The 15185-nt window shown below is 45.7% G+C and carries 21 protein-coding genes; 15 read left to right on the forward strand and 6 right to left on the reverse strand.

The features are described 5' to 3' along the window. Positions 1-17: 17 nt before the first annotated feature. Positions 18-200, reverse strand: a complete 183-nt coding sequence (locus tag ACUN27_RS05120; RefSeq protein WP_246069152.1) for an anti-repressor SinI family protein — start codon at positions 198-200, stop codon at positions 18-20. A 198-nt stretch (positions 201-398) separates the two neighbouring features. On the opposite strand from ACUN27_RS05120, the gene ACUN27_RS05125 reads away from it, so the two are divergent. From ACUN27_RS05125 to ACUN27_RS05135, 3 genes are all read left to right on the forward strand, one after another. Beyond that, positions 399-1265 (forward strand): metallophosphoesterase, encoded by an 867-nt coding sequence (locus ACUN27_RS05125; protein ID WP_445558508.1) that lies wholly within the window; start codon positions 399-401, stop codon positions 1263-1265. Between the two features lie 92 nt (positions 1266-1357). Then, complete coding sequence (locus tag ACUN27_RS05130) at positions 1358-1585, forward strand: hypothetical protein (protein ID WP_445558509.1); 228 nt, start codon at positions 1358-1360, stop codon at positions 1583-1585. 400 nt (positions 1586-1985) lie between these two features. Beyond that, entirely contained in the window at positions 1986-2495 is a 510-nt protein-coding gene (locus ACUN27_RS05135) for a tyrosine-type recombinase/integrase (protein ID WP_315953884.1), read from the forward strand. A gap of 219 nt (positions 2496-2714) precedes the next feature. Here the strand turns inward: ACUN27_RS05135 and ACUN27_RS05140 are convergent, their stop codons facing one another. Continuing rightward, the gene (locus ACUN27_RS05140; protein ID WP_174806797.1) at positions 2715-3083 is read right to left on the reverse strand and encodes a helix-turn-helix domain-containing protein; all 369 of its coding nucleotides are present in this window, start codon (positions 3081-3083) and stop codon (positions 2715-2717) included. Positions 3084-3216: 133 nt separating this feature from the next. Between ACUN27_RS05140 and ACUN27_RS05145 the strand changes: the two genes are divergently transcribed. Continuing rightward, a complete protein-coding gene (locus ACUN27_RS05145) occupies positions 3217-3645 on the forward strand; it encodes a hypothetical protein (RefSeq protein WP_326059253.1) in 429 nt (142 codons plus the stop codon). Between the two features lie 408 nt (positions 3646-4053). Here the strand turns inward: ACUN27_RS05145 and ACUN27_RS05150 are convergent, their stop codons facing one another. Next, entirely contained in the window at positions 4054-4482 is a 429-nt protein-coding gene (locus ACUN27_RS05150) for a DUF2621 domain-containing protein (protein WP_315953887.1), read from the reverse strand. Between the two features lie 127 nt (positions 4483-4609). Here ACUN27_RS05150 and ACUN27_RS05155 point away from each other — a divergent pair, with 127 nt between their 5' ends. From ACUN27_RS05155 to ppnP, 4 genes are all read left to right on the forward strand, one after another. After that, a complete protein-coding gene (locus ACUN27_RS05155; protein ID WP_127455457.1) occupies positions 4610-5737 on the forward strand; it encodes a deoxyribonuclease IV in 1128 nt (375 codons plus the stop codon). Between the two features lie 41 nt (positions 5738-5778). Then, on the forward strand, positions 5779-6678 hold the full coding sequence (gene purU / locus ACUN27_RS05160; protein ID WP_315953888.1) for a formyltetrahydrofolate deformylase: 900 nt from the start codon (positions 5779-5781) through the stop codon (positions 6676-6678). 191 nt (positions 6679-6869) lie between these two features. Beyond that, the gene (gene tkt, locus ACUN27_RS05165) at positions 6870-8891 is read left to right on the forward strand and encodes a transketolase (RefSeq protein WP_445558510.1); all 2022 of its coding nucleotides are present in this window, start codon (positions 6870-6872) and stop codon (positions 8889-8891) included. A 93-nt stretch (positions 8892-8984) separates the two neighbouring features. Then, on the forward strand, positions 8985-9302 hold the full coding sequence (ppnP, locus tag ACUN27_RS05170; protein WP_157317957.1) for a pyrimidine/purine nucleoside phosphorylase: 318 nt from the start codon (positions 8985-8987) through the stop codon (positions 9300-9302). 53 nt (positions 9303-9355) lie between these two features. Here ppnP and ACUN27_RS05175 read toward each other — a convergent pair whose 3' ends face one another. From ACUN27_RS05175 to ACUN27_RS05185, 3 genes are all read right to left on the reverse strand, one after another. After that, on the reverse strand, positions 9356-9745 hold the full coding sequence (locus ACUN27_RS05175) for a hypothetical protein (protein ID WP_315953890.1): 390 nt from the start codon (positions 9743-9745) through the stop codon (positions 9356-9358). Next, complete coding sequence (locus ACUN27_RS05180) at positions 9720-10265, reverse strand: ImmA/IrrE family metallo-endopeptidase (protein ID WP_315953891.1); 546 nt, start codon at positions 10263-10265, stop codon at positions 9720-9722. Before ACUN27_RS05180 ends, ACUN27_RS05175 begins: the two co-directional genes overlap by 26 nt. Before the next feature lie 182 nt (positions 10266-10447). Next, positions 10448-10852: a helix-turn-helix domain-containing protein gene (locus tag ACUN27_RS05185; protein WP_315953892.1), complete on the reverse strand. Its 405-nt coding sequence runs from the start codon at positions 10850-10852 to the stop codon at positions 10448-10450. Between the two features lie 153 nt (positions 10853-11005). Here ACUN27_RS05185 and ACUN27_RS05190 point away from each other — a divergent pair, with 153 nt between their 5' ends. The 7 genes from ACUN27_RS05190 to ACUN27_RS05220 all read left to right on the forward strand — a co-directional run bounded on the left by ACUN27_RS05190 (position 11006) and on the right by ACUN27_RS05220 (position 15184). Next, the gene (locus ACUN27_RS05190; protein ID WP_315953893.1) at positions 11006-11425 is read left to right on the forward strand and encodes an ArpU family phage packaging/lysis transcriptional regulator; all 420 of its coding nucleotides are present in this window, start codon (positions 11006-11008) and stop codon (positions 11423-11425) included. A 228-nt stretch (positions 11426-11653) separates the two neighbouring features. Then, on the forward strand, positions 11654-12472 hold the full coding sequence (locus ACUN27_RS05195; RefSeq protein WP_315953894.1) for a minor capsid protein: 819 nt from the start codon (positions 11654-11656) through the stop codon (positions 12470-12472). Between the two features lie 17 nt (positions 12473-12489). Further along, positions 12490-12702, forward strand: a complete 213-nt coding sequence (locus tag ACUN27_RS05200) for a hypothetical protein (RefSeq protein ID WP_315953895.1) — start codon at positions 12490-12492, stop codon at positions 12700-12702. Then, complete coding sequence (locus ACUN27_RS05205; protein WP_315953896.1) at positions 12702-14165, forward strand: phage tail sheath subtilisin-like domain-containing protein; 1464 nt, start codon at positions 12702-12704, stop codon at positions 14163-14165. Before ACUN27_RS05200 ends, ACUN27_RS05205 begins: the two co-directional genes overlap by 1 nt. Positions 14166-14177: 12 nt before the next feature. Next, positions 14178-14588, forward strand: coding sequence for a phage tail tube protein (locus tag ACUN27_RS05210; RefSeq protein ID WP_127455468.1), 411 nt, complete (start codon positions 14178-14180; stop codon positions 14586-14588). Between the two features lie 27 nt (positions 14589-14615). Continuing rightward, positions 14616-15008 carry a phage tail assembly chaperone gene (locus ACUN27_RS05215; RefSeq protein ID WP_161407761.1) on the forward strand — a complete coding sequence of 131 codons (393 nt, stop codon included), beginning with the start codon at positions 14616-14618 and terminating at the stop codon, positions 15006-15008. A 41-nt stretch (positions 15009-15049) separates the two neighbouring features. After that, a complete protein-coding gene (locus ACUN27_RS05220) occupies positions 15050-15184 on the forward strand; it encodes a hypothetical protein (RefSeq protein ID WP_445558511.1) in 135 nt (44 codons plus the stop codon). The last annotated feature ends 1 nt before the right edge of the window (position 15185 follow it).

Here is a 15185-nt window from a genome sequence, read left to right on the forward strand (position 1 = left end):
GATAACCTTGTGTAGATCTATGGGGACATACAAGGATCATTTTCAGCTGAATTTTGTGATTTTTGAGTCGTTTGGAAAGGGCTTCTTAGGAATGCGCGAATTTCGTCCATCGTAAAACCCATCTTACGTGCGCTCATAATAAGTTCGATCCACTCCGTATCAAGTTCTTCCAAATCCGTCTGATGCATCTGATGATTCACAAGTGACCCCTCCAAAGCATTCTTTGTGATACAAATCGTATCTGGTAATTTATTATCGCACGTTTTTTCCGCGAAATCAATCCCGATCATATTAAAATTATACAAATTGTATCGAGGCTTATGTGATTCCCCTCGACAAATTCCGCATGAGCATCCGCAGTTAGGCCTAGAGATACTCGTAAGGGAAGGGGACATTTAGTGACCAATAAACGTATGAATCGCAGGGCATTTCTTAAGTATAGTATGACTGCGGTAGGATCTTTGGCGACGCTTGCGGGAGTAAGCGGTCTATATGGCATCTTTGGTGAGCGGTATTGGATTCAGTTAAATACAGTTCCTCTTGCGTATCATCGGTATCCGGCAGCATTCGCGGGCATGCGCATTGTTCAGTTCAGCGACACACATCTCGGTAAGTACTATAGCTTGGGCCAATTGGCTCGAGTGGTTAAGCTAGTTCAGCGGGAAGAGCCTGATTTGATTTGTTTTACAGGAGATTTATTTGATTCTAACTATGGTCAAATAAATGACGATGTGATCCCGATTCTATCGCGGCTTCAAGCCAGATTGGGCAAATACGCGGTTCTCGGCAATCACGATATGCGCCTGGACCCTAAACGGGTCAAGGATGTACTTGAACGATCCGGCTTTACTGTCCTAGTCAACACAAATAGGTCCATTGTACGCGGGAATAGCCGTTTATGGATAGCAGGAATAGATGAAATGTTCCATGGTAAACCGGATCTGCCTCTCGCGTTAAAGGGGACCGAAAAAGACGAGTTCGTGCTGCTGCTTGCACATGAGCCGGATTTCGCTGATACTGCCTTGAAATTTCCTGTTGCCTTGCAGCTTTCAGGTCATAGTCATGGCGGACAAATTCGGATTCCTTTTTACGGGAGCCTATTTACACCGGACCTGGGACAAAAGTATCAGGTAGGACTTTATACCTTCGAAAAAAGTGAATTTCACGTTTACACAAACCGCGGAATAGGAACTACATTGTTTCCCATAAGATTCAATTGCCGGCCTGAAATTACCGTGTTTGTTCTGGAAACGAAGCAGCCATAACCGACAGAACTCCGCCAGCTGATGCTGACGGAGTTTTTTGTTGGTTAATAGCAGAACCACTTTTTCCAAATATCATAGGATTCCGGACAATCATGATTGCCCCAATCGATGTCGTCCCAGCAGTCGTCATACCAATTGTTGTTGTGATTGTTATTATTATTGTTGTTATTATTGCTGTTATGATTGTTGTTATTGCTGTTGTTGTTATTGCTGTTGTTATTGCTGTTGTTGTTGCTGTTGTTGCTGTTGTTGTTGCTATTGTGATTATTATTGTTGTTATTATTACTATTATTGCTATTGTTGTTCTGGTTTGTACTTGAGCTCCACAATTTACTCAGATTAAACAAAGAAGTAAGCTGTGATAAGAAACTGTTTTTCTGAGAAGTGCCTGACTCATAACCCGAAGCATAAGCGGAAACTGGAAACGTAATAGCACTGAAAATGAGAAGGATGAATAGAAACCTAGCAACTTTTAACAATGTACGTGGCCTCCCTCCATGAGTGATTAAACGATGAAAACGTTCTCTATTAAGAATTATACCGTAGATATTACCGTTTGAGAACAGGAAAAGGCATAGATCATTTATCAAATTTGTGATACAATATGTAACATACAATAATTAGGAGGATTGATAGAATAGAGTACCTTGAGTTCATATGCAATAGCAAAATATAGATACATACAATGAAATTTGATTATGGTCATGTGAGGTGCTATTCATGCAAGTTGTTCAACCGATAAGAGATCAAGAGAAAATTGAACAATTACAAGAAGTTTTAAAAGAACAATCGATTCGGGACTGGCTTCTCTTCACAATCGGGATTAATTCCGGACTCCATCTCAGCGATCTTTTATCATTGAAAGTAAAAGATGTGAGGGATCGAAATGTGGTAAGTGTTCGGGAGGAAAAAACGGGTAAAGTCAAGACATTCCAGCTTTCTTCACAGCTTAAGGCCTTTATCAAGGAGTATATTCAATATATGGACGAGGATAATTACTTATTTCCGTCCCAACGAACGGGTAATCCCATCAAGAGAATTCGTGTTTATCGAATTTTAAATCAAGCGGCGAAACAAGTTGGTTTAACAGATATTGGCACCCACACACTCCGTAAAACATATGGCTATCACTACTATTTAAAAACGAAAAATGTCTCTGTACTTAGAGATTTGTTTAATCAGTCCGCGCCATCCGTAACCTTAAAGTATATCGGTGTAAATAAGCAGTAGCAAGCGAACATCGCTATTCTGTCTCATGACAGATACATAATGTATCGTATATAACGGAGAATGATTTTTTACTTTTTAAGAAAAGCTGAGCGTTGGGAGTAGGTCCGTATATGAATCAAGAACTTAAGATTTCAATCGATATTCATCAGATTCTTCTCTATCTTGGCATCGACAAACAGAAATTTCAGGCTCATAAAGTACAACTTGCTCGGCAATCAACTACTCCAACGAACGCTCAGCCCTTACAAAGGCAATGAACCGTTTTGCTTCATCTGGTGAAAGCTTTCGGCCATCAACGGTCAATGAAAACTTTTGCAAAATATTTTCATCTGTTAAATCAAGATTTTCTACAAAGTCCCGAACATCGTTATCAAGAACAGTTTGCTGAAGGTTCGTGCGTCCAAGCAAATAGTCAATGGAAACATTAAAAAAGTTCGCTATTTTATTAATGGTTTCGTAATCGGGCTCACGACGACTTGTTTCATAGTGAGAAAGGGATGCCCTAGATATGCCAATTTTAATGGATAATTCTTCTTGGGTCAGTCCTCTCTTTTCACGTAAGAGGGCAATACGGTCTCCATACTTCAGCTTGATCATTCCTCACTGTTTATTTTTCTACCATTATATCCACTGTGTTTAACCAAATATACCAGAAAACCATTATAACAAAGCAAAGATTCATTTGACTAGATACAATATGTATTAAGGTGGTGTGAAGGCTTTGACGATCGGAAAAAGAAGCAAATTAACACTGACTACTCCTTTAGAAGGTAAATTAACAATTGTTCAAATGTACGCGAGAAATATACATACGAAGTATGCAATAATCGATATTTTGGAATTAGAGAAGTCACAATTTACTTTCGAAAGTTCATTGATTTTACCTACGGATAACGAAATCATCTACGGCTTCGAGCTTATCGTTGCGAATCGAACGTTCCATTGCGAAGGTTGCATAGACCTTGTGAGCAAGAACAAAGATATTTATTTGTATAAAGCGGCAGTTCAACCTAATGACTACGTAGAATTCGAATTGCTTTATGAAATAAATCAACTTGCAACTTTACATAATAAAGAATTTGCTAGGATCACGAAAAGCTACGAACCAGATCGCTATTACGATGATGTCATAGTCAATTATATCTGTTAATAGGAACAAACCCCTTGTTAAGTTACGAAATGTATCTTATAATCATTTATATATACATAATGTAACAATAAACGACATTAAGATTCAGTAAAGGGGAGAAATTTATGTTTAGCTTAGATATGGTGTATTGCGTGAAATGCGAATCGGTGATGTCCAGAAACAACGCGGAGAAAGTCTTCAAAACAGGGTATTATAAGACTACGATCCCTCTGTGTCACTGTAAGGACTGCGCCAACGAGCGTTTGGAAAAATTAAGTGCTGAGTTGTCCGGAAATTCGCAGATTTGTTATTCCGGTTTTGAAGCCTCCGCATTTTTATTTACGACATAGGAGGCATGACCATGAGTCTGTTTGACAGCCGTCATAATAAATAAAGCCATCCCTTGATTATAAGGGGTGGCTTTTTCATTTACTGAAGCAAATGCTTATAGGCGCTATAGTCGATCTGCTCTCTCTCAAGGAAGCTGGTTAAGCTGCGGTAGTCACGCTTCGGAGTCGCAAGTATATACCCCTCGATACAGTGAGCTCTTGTTACCTCATTAGCATTGGCCTCCAGAGCAACCTGTCCGATGCGAGCAGCGATGGAGTGCTTGGCAATATCTCTAAAAGCTGTTGGCACGGGAGAAACTAACTGATCCAGAAAGGCTTTGGAATCTTCCGTCCATAGATGGCGAGAATTATCGACATAATGGTTCTGCCAATCGAGCTTTGACTTTCCGTCCTCTTTGGGGAGTACCTTCAGGAACTTGCGGAACATGAAGTATCCGCCTACAGACATGAAGAACAGCAGGACAAACACCCAGAAAATAATGAACCACATGAAAAAATCGTTAGCCATTTATTTGTCACCTCACTACCAAACGGTCATATATGATAAGAATTATACCTTATTTCTAGATTTCTTGCGACAATCCGAGTAAAATAGGAAGGTAGCAGATAGACACTCAATAAAGGAGCAATGAATCATGCCCAAAATTGGCTCACACGTTTCGTTCTCAGATAAAGGCTTGTTAAATGCAGCTGAAGAAGCAGTTTCATACGGTTCTTCCACGTTTATGATATACACAGGCGCACCACAAAATACGCGCCGCAAACCCATTGAAGATCAATACATTGAAGAAGGCAAAGCTTTGATGGACAAGCATGCAATGAACGAAATTGTCGTTCATGCTCCTTACATCATTAACTTGGGTTCCTATAAAGAGGATACCTTTGAACTGGCTGTTCGCTTCCTTCAAGAAGAGATTCGTCGGACGGCCTACATCGGTGTGCGCAATATCGTTCTTCACCCAGGTGCCTACACGGACAAGGATGCGGAGTATGGCATTGAACGCATCGCTGAAGGTTTGAATGAAGTACTGGCAGGCGTGAAGGACACAGACGTGAATATTGCTCTGGAAACTATGGCAGGCAAGGGTACCGAAATTGGCCGCAGCTTCGAGGAAATTGCGGAAATTATGGAGCGCGTGGAGTTTAACAACAAACTTACGGTTTGTATGGACACTTGCCACATTCACGATGCTGGTTATGATATTGTGAATGATCTGGATGGCGTTCTGCATCATTTCGATAAAGTTATTGGCTTAGAGAAATTAGGCGTTGTTCACTTAAACGACAGTAAAAATCCTCGCGGGGCTGCGAAAGACCGTCATGCGCCGTTAGGCTCAGGCTGGATTGGCTTTGAAGCGATGAATAATGTGGCTAATCATGAGAAGCTGCAGCATTTGCCAATGATTCTAGAGACGCCTTGGATTGGAAAAGAAGACAAAACGCAGCGTCCGATGTACGAAGCGGAGATTGCCCTCTTGTCCGGTAACCTCAAAGGCCGCTTCGGCGAAGAGTTCCTGGATCATGTAGAGCGAATCGACCATATGTTTGGCAAAAAAGATATTCATTTCCGCGATTATGTGCTGAAAACTTGGGAGATTTTGAAAAACGATGCGAAAGCGAAAAAAGCGGACGGCCGCGAGCCGTTAGAGCGCTTGTACGATATTTTGCATGAGGAAAGATTGTTGTCCGACCTGAGCGAGGAGCAGCTTAACCAACGTCTTATCGTTTGGCTTGCCGGTCAGGATATATTGAAGAAGGCTTAATACAGATAGCTTTCGAGTAGAAAGCAACTAGGGGGATTCACATGGAACGGGGAAATGCAAACAGCCTGACTCGCAGGGAGAGCGAATGGGCGAATAGAGCTAGAATGTTGATCTCCTGTCCGGATCAGCCGGGCATCGTGGCGGCAGTGTCACAGTTTTTGTTTGAATATGGAGCGAATATCGTGCAGTCCGACCAGTACACGATGGATCCGGAAGGCGGTATGTTCTTCATCCGCATCGAGTTCGACTTGGAGGAGTTGGAGAACCGCGTCCAGCAGTTGAAAGAGGCTTTCTCTGTCGTTGCTGACAAGTTCTCTATGGATTGGAGCCTGTCACTAGCTAGTCAAAAGAAGCGTATCGCGATCTTTGTTTCGAAGGAAGATCATGCGTTGCTTGAGCTTCTTTGGCACTGGCGTGCAGGCGATTTGAATGCGGATATTGCGATGGTGATCTCCAATCACCCAGACATGCAATCGCTGGTAGAGCCTTTCGGCATTCCGTATTACCATATTCCGGTTACGGCAGATACGAAGGCTGAAGCGGAACGCCGCCAGCTGGAAGTAGTGGGAGACAAAGTGGATGCTATTGTACTGGCCCGCTATATGCAGATCGTCTCGCCATCTTTCATCAAGCATTACTCAAACCGCATCATCAATATTCATCATTCGTTCTTGCCTGCCTTTGTAGGCGGCAAGCCGTATGCCCAAGCGCATAACCGCGGCGTGAAAATTATTGGCGCAACCGCACATTATGTGACGGAAGAATTAGATGGTGGACCTATTATTGAACAGGACGTTCAACGGGTTAGCCACCGCGATAATGTGGAGGACTTGAAGCGAATCGGCCGTCATATTGAACGAATCGTTCTAGCCAGAGCTGTTGCTTGGCATGTGGAAGATCGCATTATTGTTCATAATAATAAGACTGTTGTTTTCAATTGATGGGAAAACTAGACTGTATCCAATTAGGGTGCAGTCTTTTTTTTGCTGGTAAGCGCAAATCCGATGAGTTTTAACGGTTTATTGTGGCAAAGCCTCAAAGCAAATGGTACAATAATGCAAGCGAGAAAAGTCACTTGTATGTACAAGTTATGACTTAGGTAAGTAGAGACATATAGGAGGGAATTTTCGAAATGACAGCAACAAATAAAACAATCGAACAATTAGCAGTTGACACGATTCGTACGTTAGGTATCGATGCCGTTGAGAAAGCTAAATCCGGTCACCCTGGTATGGTCATGGGGGCTGCTCCAATGGCGTACGTGCTGTGGAAGCAGCATATGAAGCACAACCCAGCGAATCCGAAATGGGTTAATCGTGACCGTTTCGTACTTTCTGCGGGTCACGGTTCCATGCTCCTATACAGCCTTCTTCACTTGTGTGGATATGATTTGCCGATCGAAGAGATCAAAAACTTCCGTCAATGGGGAAGCAAAACACCAGGACATCCGGAATACGGTCACACACCAGGTGTTGACGCAACAACCGGTCCACTTGGACAAGGGATTGGTATGGCTGTAGGTATGGCAATGGCGGAAGCTCACCTGAGAGAAACATATAACAAAGAAAACTTCCCTGTTATCGACCACTATACATACGCGATCTGTGGCGATGGTGACATGATGGAAGGCGTTTCCTCTGAAGCGGTATCCTTGGCGGCTCACCTGAAACTGGGCAAATTGATTATGCTTTACGATTCAAATGATATCTCGCTGGATGGCGAGCTGAATATGGCATTCTCCGAGAACGTTCATGCACGTTTTGAAGCTTATGGCTGGCAAGTGCTGCGCGTAGAAGAGCAGAATGATCTGGCTGCAATCTCCAAAGCGATTGCCGAAGCGAAAGCTGACACAACTCGTCCGACTTTGATTGAAGTGAAAACGACAATCGGTTTCGGTAGCCCGAACAAAGGTGGAAAAGGCGGACACGTTGGACCTCACGGATCCCCACTTGGCGGCGACGAAGTGAAATTGACGAAACAAGCATACGGCTGGCCGGAAGAGCCGGACTTCTTGGTTCCTGATGAAGTTCGTGCTCACTATGCGGAAATTGGTAAAGAAGGCGCTGCAGCTGAACAAGCTTGGAGCACACTTTTGAATGATTACATTAAAGCTTATCCGGAATTGGGTAACCAATTCAGCGCAGCGGTTAATAACGAACTGCCAGGAGGTTGGGATGCGAACCTTCCGGTTTACAGCACATCGGACAAGCCTATGGCAACTCGTGTCGCTTCGGGTAATGCGATCAACGCGATTGCTCCTTTGCTTCCACAGTTGATTGGTGGTTCCGCGGATCTAGCGAGCTCCAATAATACGATGATCAAAGGCGAATCCAACTACAGCGCGAGCAACTATGCGGGCCGCAATGTATGGTTTGGTGTTCGTGAGTTCGGTATGGGTACAGCCATGAACGGTATGGCACTTCACGGCGGCGTGAAAGTATACGGTGCAACATTCTTCGTGTTCTCCGACTACCTGCGTGCATCCATCCGTCTAGCGGCACTTATGCAGCTTCCGGTTATCTATGTTCTTACACACGATAGTATCGCAGTTGGCGAAGATGGACCGACGCATGAGCCGATTGAGCAATTGCCAGCGCTGCGTGTCATTCCGGGCATTACGGTTATTCGTCCGGCTGACGGAAACGAAACTTCCGAAGCTTGGCGTTATGCGATTGCTGAAGCTAAAGGACCAGTTGCGCTCGTATTGACTCGTCAAAATCTGCCGATCCTCGAAGGAACGGTTGAAGGTGCAAAAGCGAACCTGAGTAAAGGTGGATACGTAGTATCCGATGCAGCTAACGGTAAGCCGGATGCTCAAATTCTTGCAACAGGTTCCGAAGTACAATTGGCTGTCGCGGCGCAAAAGCTGCTTCAAGCTGAAGGCATCAGCGTTCGCGTTGTCAGCTTGCCAAGCTTGGAACTGTTCGAGAAACAGTCCAAAGAGTACAAAGATTCCGTCATTCTTCCAGATGTCAAAAAGCGCCTAGCTGTTGAGATGGCATTCCCACTTGGTTGGGAGCGTTATGTTGGCGACGAAGGTTCCATCTTGGGTATTTCCACGTTCGGTGCATCTGCGCCTGGCGATTTGGTTCTGAAAGAGTACGGCTTCTCACCAGAGAACGTTGTAGCTAGAGTCAAAGCTCTATTGGCTTAGAACAAACATAGCCGCGTTATTCACAAAGCCATAGCCCACCATGCGTGGGCTTGGCCTTATTTTATAGCCATTTTAGAGGGGGAACTATTGATCATGTCCAGCTTTGAAAATGTAACGGTATTGACGAAAGCTAACGTATATTTCGATGGTAAAGTAACAAGCCGCACGGTACAATTCGCGGATGGTACGAAAAAAACATTGGGAATTTTGCTTCCGGGTGAGTATGAATTCGGAACTGATGTGAAAGAAATTATGGAAATCCAAGCTGGTGAGCTGAACGTACTTCTTCCAGGCAGCAGCGAGTGGATCAGCATCAATGGACAAGGTGAGTTCACTGTTCCGGCGAATGCAAAATTCAAGCTTGATGTGAAAACCGTTAGTGATTATATCTGCTCTTATATTAGTGAATAGGTAATCCTATCCCATACATCGGATGAACATTGTTCATGGATGTGTGGGATTTTTTATTTGAGGGGCTTGTGCGAGTTATGCCAAGGGTACAAAGTGCGCACCTCCATCTGAAGCACTTCTTCGATGTCATTCATCCGCAGCCATAGCTGCTGGATATCGAAGAGTCCTTCTAGATGTGCAGCATGTCGAAGCTTCAAACTGGAGAGGGAGATACCAATGGCATGGGGACGCTCCGGATGGACAATGAGGTCCTCCAACAGCACGGTGATGCCGGCATCGAACTCGTTAATCTCGTCCATGTTCAGCTGCTGAAAAGGCGCTCCCAGCGGCACATAAAGCGAATTTTTGCTAAAATCAAGCTCGTTAGGCCGAAACCGCAGCGATAGAAGGATGGGAACGATGCCCTCTTCATGATAATCATAAAAGACGGTTAGCTTTGCCACCTGCAGGCACCCCCCTAGATTTTAAAAACTCCAGCTTATTCATGATTAAACGGGTAGCTTCGGACCAATTGGATGGATCGTATTTCTTGTTTGTCTGATTTTGGGTATATTGTTGAAACTCGTAGTCCAGGGATCCCTGCAGGACACGCCTCTCAATTTGATCGATCCTAGCTTTGGCAAGTCGGTAAGTGACCTGGAATTCTTCAGAAAGATAGGCGATCAATTCATTTTTGTTCTCAGGCAGAGCGAGGTTTCTCAGCATGGAGAGGGGAAGCGCCGCGTAGAGTTGGAAAGCGGATGCGTCCTGTTCCTGCCAATTTACATAACGATCAGGCATTGCCATCTGGTTGCCGGAGTGCCGAAGAACATGGCAGAGTTCGTGCAAGAAATCTTCCCACTGCTCCTTGGGGGAGAGACGACGGTCAACATTAATGCTGAATTGCCCGTTACTTTCGATCGCCATACTGTTCATATCCATGGTATACACCCAAATGCGTAGCTTAGCAGCCAAATGCGTCATGCAAAGCTGAGAAGGTATTGTGATTTCATGCTGCTCATATAAAGCTTCGACCCATTGTTCCAGAGGGGTTGTTTGATAGTGAGTAAACAGGGAAAACACCTCGTTATGATTGAAATGAGAATATATGTTCGATTTATAGGGATAAAGAAAAGCCCAAGGGGCTTAACTTCCTATCATATGTACTATTGCTCGCTATCCGGCGTACGGTTAATCTGCTGCTCTTTGATGAAATGCCAGAACCGAAGCATTTCGTCCCGTCGTTCCTTAGGCGCACTTTGGAAGTCCTTGAAAAATAGGCTGACCTCAGGATCATCGATATCGCTAACCCCAGGTCCGGAAGGGGCATCCAGTGACTCTTCATCCGTCGGCGCAAAGCCTGCGAGCAGCAAGAGCTCGTCCTTGTCAGCGGAATTAAGCGCATCAGCTAACGCAATCACCGTTTCCCTAGATGGGTTAAAGCGGTTATTTTCTATGGAGTTAATAAATGAATAACTAACACCGGACCGCTCTCCAAGCTCTCTAAGGGTAAAATGGTTCATCTTGCGCAGCTGCCGGATTTGAAGGCCGAACTGGACCATATCTTTCATCGATTCATCACCTGTTCCTTATTGTAAATGGTTTGAGGTACAAAAAACAAGCGTTTTTTTCGTTTCTCAAAACTTTTGTGTTGAAATTATAAACAAGTTTAGCGTATGATTTGTTTATAATTTCAAAACGACAAATTTTGGGAGATGATGAGGATGTTGGAACAAATTTTACACATAGAGCAAGATCAGATAGACAAGCGGGCTACGCGGAAAAGGGTGGAGAGTCTGCTGGAGACCGTTCGTTTGCACCAGACGCTCGGAAGAGTTCGCAGAGATGGCGGGATGCATAATGTGAGTAAGGTGGCGGAAATGCCCGCTGAATATATCGTAGCATCTGCACCGGAAGAGCAAGCAGCGCTCTTACAAGCTGAAGTTGAGCAGGCGCTGTCGCGGCTGGACGAGCAGGAGGAAGCGATTATACGGAGACGTTATTTGCAGAAGGAGAAAGTGCTGGATTACTTGCTATGTTACGAGGTGAATATGAGCGAGCGTACTTATCGAAGGGTGAAGGCACGTGCGATGGAGAAACTGGCCTATATGCTTAGGGCGGAGGTGGTCCGGACACTTGGTTAATGTGGTTGCTTGTTGGCCGCTTGTTGGCAATGCATGAGAGTGGAGGCATGGTAAGATCAATGTGTAGACCAAGAAGGCGGTGATGCTGCTGAAGAAGAACGAAGTAATTAATCTCCTGAAACCTTTAAGCAAGGCTCATTGGGAGTAGATGAAAGGATGTGGTTGCGGTAAAGAAAAAAATGTTTTGAATTTCAAAACAAAAAAACAAGAGAAGAGGTGAGAGAATGAATGATTAACATGGCCAAACAATTGGCGCTGTTTTTACAAGCGAAAGGAGAGGGAACGATCGGCACGGACCTGTTCGTGGATAGCGAATCTCAGAACTCTAATGAGGCCATTATCCTATGCCATGTCGGAGGTAGCGCGGAATTCAAGCTGGACGCTCCTGGCAGTTGGCGCAAGCTGAGCCTGCTGGTTAGAAGCGCAACCGCTGAGGGTGCACAGGAGAGAATCTGGCGGCTCATTGGCCGTATGCTGGAGCCGGAGGAGGGCACCATTCAAGTGGACGGTGGACTGTATACGGCGCAAATTACATCGCTGCCGGCAGGACAGGCTCTTGATGCACAAGGCAGATCTTCTATGAAAGCCGTCTTTCTGCTAAAGCAGATCAAGCCTGTCGTCGAATCGTGGCTGGAGGCTATCTCACAATTCACCGAAACCGCACTTGGTGGGCAATGGCGTGTCTATCGAGGTTTCAATGGAACCTGCCGACCCGCAGTCTCATGGCAGTGTACAGGTTGGCATAGCGCAGCAGCCTCGCGAGGCGTTCAGCAGCTGTCCAAGCAATTCGTCGGCCATATTGCCGCTAGATCGGCAAGTGAATATCAGCTGGCAGCGCAAGTGCTGATGCTTGGCTTAGCTGAGCATGCCAAATTGCCTCTTGGCGGGTTAGGCGGCAGGTGGTTAACAGTCTTGGAAGCTCAGGCAACGATTCGCTCGGGTGATTTGTCTACAGGCGTACTGACAGTGACGTTGACGGGGGCTGCGGGGGTTACGCAAAGTTCGAATCCGTTGATAGCTGGTATCCACACGGAACCAAAAATTTAAGAATGAGGTGACTGAATTTGAAACAAGACAAAACGCAAACAAGCAGTATGACGAGTGATGAAATCGTACTGTATGACAAGGAAGAACTAATGGCAAATTCAAGAGCGCTCTTTGATTGTACTCCGGAAGTGATTGTTGGTGCCTTACAAGGAGATTCCGAAACGATGTATGAGATCGCATATGTCAATCAAGCCGTTCAAAACTTTTTACAAAGGAAGGTGCAGGAATAATGGCGGGTGGAGCTTGGAGTGAAACGGATCGACCGGTATTACCGGGATTTTATATGAATTTTGAGGCGGCGGCGCTAAGTGCGATCTTGCCGGGGAGTCAAGGTGTTGTTGCCGTGCCGGTTAAAGCAAATTGGGGAGCAGTGAGACAGTTTGTTGAAATAACGAGTGAGCAGGGCATCTATGATGCGTTCGGTCGCGATCAAAGCGGCTCGGCTTCCGCACAAGCGATTTTGAAGCTGGCCTTGCTGGGTAAGCCGAAGAAGGTGCTGGCATACCGAATTGCGGATACCACAGCAGCCAAAGCATCTTTAACGCTGAAAGACTCGGCTTCGGCCAATGTATTGAAATTAGAAGCTAAGTACGAAGGGACACGAGGTAACAGCTTCTCGATCATTATTCAGACGAATGCTGTGGATGCGTCGAAAAAGGATTTAAAGCTTCTTGAAGGCTCCTCTGTTCTGAAGACATTTACATTCACGGGCAGTACCGTTCAGGCTGCAGCAGATGTTTTAAATCAAGACAGCGGTAATCCTTGGCTGACAGCAACCGTTCTTGCCCCTGGCAATGGTACGTTAGCTGCCGTCTCAGGCAGTGCGCTAACTGGCGGCAGCTCGGGTATCAGCGGGATTGCCTCAGCCGACTACCTGAATGCTTTGAGCGCGCTGGAGACACAGGAATTCCATGTGCTTGCGCTGGATGGAGTTACAGATACAGGCATTCAAGCATCGGTAGCTGCTTGGACGAGTCGATTGCGCTCTGAAGGGAAAGGCATCATAACGGTGCTAGGCGGTTCTACTGCTGATGATACGGCTTCCGATGCAGCCAGTCGAGCAGCGGCACGCAGCGCGTTGTTTAATCATGAAGCGATTGTCAACGTCGGGACAGGAGCAATCCTCGCGGGTACAAGTTATAGCTCGTCATGGGTAGCAGCCTATGTAGCGGGGCTGATTGCGGGTCAAAAGCTGAGTGAATCTACGACTTACGCGGCTGCTCCGTTCAGTGACGTGACACGGAGATGGACGCGCAGCGAGCAGGAGAGTTCAGTGAAAAACGGCGTTTTCCTGCTGTATCATGACGGTCAGAGAGTGAAAACGCTGCGTGGAATGAATTCACTCGTTTCATTGCGCCAAGGCCAAAATGCAGCTTGGAAGAAAATCCGTACGATTCGTGTTATGGATGCCATCAATCAGGATCTTCTGCGAACGGCGGAAGAGGGATATATCGGAAAAGTAAATAACACGGAGGAAGGGCGTCTTGCTCTGGTGGAGTCAGCCAAGCAGTATATGCAGACATTGGCACAAGCCGGTGTCATTGAAGCAACGAGCTTTGATGTATATCTGGACCCGGCTTATTACGGAGAAAGCGCTGAACTGACACCAGAACCTGATCAAGTATATATCAAGTGGGATGCGCAGTTGACCGATGTGATGGAACAAATTTTTGGCACTTTTATCGTACATTAAGGGGGATTACGAATGAGTTTAGATGCGAGCAGAGTAATTTTAGGAACATATGGTTCGGTATTTATCGGTGGTGTATGGCAGACTAATTTCAATCATTTGGAAGCGAATGTGGAGATGCAGAAGAAAGAGCTCCAGCTTGCGGGAGACCCGTGGGTTCGGCATAAAAAAGGTGCTATGAAAGGCACCGGGACACTCAGCGGTTTCAAAGTTACGAGCGATATGATCGCCAGAGGATTTGACAAATTTAGTCTTGTATCCAAGTTGAATGATCCTGATGCATATGGTTTCGAGCGGATTACGCTCAACAATGTCATGCTGGATAAGCTTCAGTTGGCCAATTGGACAGCAGGGGAGGAAGTGAAGGAAGAAGTAGCATTTACATTTGAAGGCTACACGCTTAATGATCCTATCAGGGCTATTTAATCAGTTGAACTTAAGGAGGAATAAATGATGTTAACAGATGAACAAATTTTGCAAAAGCTGCTTGAGGCTGATCAACTCCCGGAGAAAACCGTGACAATCGCTAGATTCGGTGTTCCCATTTTATTGCGAGGTCTGACTGGAAAGCAGGTGTTCACACTCCGTGAACGATGCACAGAACGCGCTGATCGTCGAGGTGTACAGACCGATAGGCTCGATGAAGAGCAGTTCAACGTCGCTCTAATCTTCGCTGCAACCGTCTCCCCCAATTGGGGGGACCCTCGGCTGCTTGCGAAGTACCAGGCCAGCTCCGGTGAGGAAGTGATTAAGCGCATCTTGCTCGCAGGCGAACTGTCTGCGCTTGGCGATGAAGTGCTGGACTTGAGCGGATTTAATACAACGCTGGATGAAGTAAAAAACTAATTACCTCCGGGGGGCTGCCGGCAATGCTCCACGCGATATGGATGCGTCATCATCTGCGCCCCGGAGTATTCTGGACATTACCTCGCGGGGAGCAGCAGTTCCTGCTTGCCAGTATGGAATTAGAGCTGGAGCATGAACATGCGCTTGAGCGGGAGCGTGAACGCGCAAGGAGGTGAA

It is taken from the genome of Paenibacillus sp. WC2504 (assembly GCF_052682475.1).

Coding starts and splice junctions, on each gene's coding strand:
- ACUN27_RS05130 (WP_445558509.1), top strand. CDS start 1,358: ATGATTGCCCCAATCGATGTCGTCCCAGCAGTCGTCATACCAATTGTT.
- ACUN27_RS05135 (WP_315953884.1), top strand. CDS start 1,986: ATGCAAGTTGTTCAACCGATAAGAGATCAAGAGAAAATTGAACAATTA.
- ACUN27_RS05150 (WP_315953887.1), bottom strand. CDS start 4,482: ATGGCTAACGATTTTTTCATGTGGTTCATTATTTTCTGGGTGTTTGTC.
- ACUN27_RS05155 (WP_127455457.1), top strand. CDS start 4,610: ATGCCCAAAATTGGCTCACACGTTTCGTTCTCAGATAAAGGCTTGTTA.
- purU (WP_315953888.1), top strand. CDS start 5,779: ATGGAACGGGGAAATGCAAACAGCCTGACTCGCAGGGAGAGCGAATGG.
- tkt (WP_445558510.1), top strand. CDS start 6,870: ATGACAGCAACAAATAAAACAATCGAACAATTAGCAGTTGACACGATT.
- ppnP (WP_157317957.1), top strand. CDS start 8,985: ATGTCCAGCTTTGAAAATGTAACGGTATTGACGAAAGCTAACGTATAT.
- ACUN27_RS05180 (WP_315953891.1), bottom strand. CDS start 10,265: ATGACGCATTTGGCTGCTAAGCTACGCATTTGGGTGTATACCATGGAT.
- ACUN27_RS05185 (WP_315953892.1), bottom strand. CDS start 10,852: ATGAAAGATATGGTCCAGTTCGGCCTTCAAATCCGGCAGCTGCGCAAG.
- ACUN27_RS05190 (WP_315953893.1), top strand. CDS start 11,006: ATGTTGGAACAAATTTTACACATAGAGCAAGATCAGATAGACAAGCGG.
- ACUN27_RS05195 (WP_315953894.1), top strand. CDS start 11,654: ATGATTAACATGGCCAAACAATTGGCGCTGTTTTTACAAGCGAAAGGA.
- ACUN27_RS05205 (WP_315953896.1), top strand. CDS start 12,702: ATGGCGGGTGGAGCTTGGAGTGAAACGGATCGACCGGTATTACCGGGA.
- ACUN27_RS05210 (WP_127455468.1), top strand. CDS start 14,178: ATGAGTTTAGATGCGAGCAGAGTAATTTTAGGAACATATGGTTCGGTA.
- ACUN27_RS05215 (WP_161407761.1), top strand. CDS start 14,616: ATGTTAACAGATGAACAAATTTTGCAAAAGCTGCTTGAGGCTGATCAA.
- ACUN27_RS05220 (WP_445558511.1), top strand. CDS start 15,050: ATGCGTCATCATCTGCGCCCCGGAGTATTCTGGACATTACCTCGCGGG.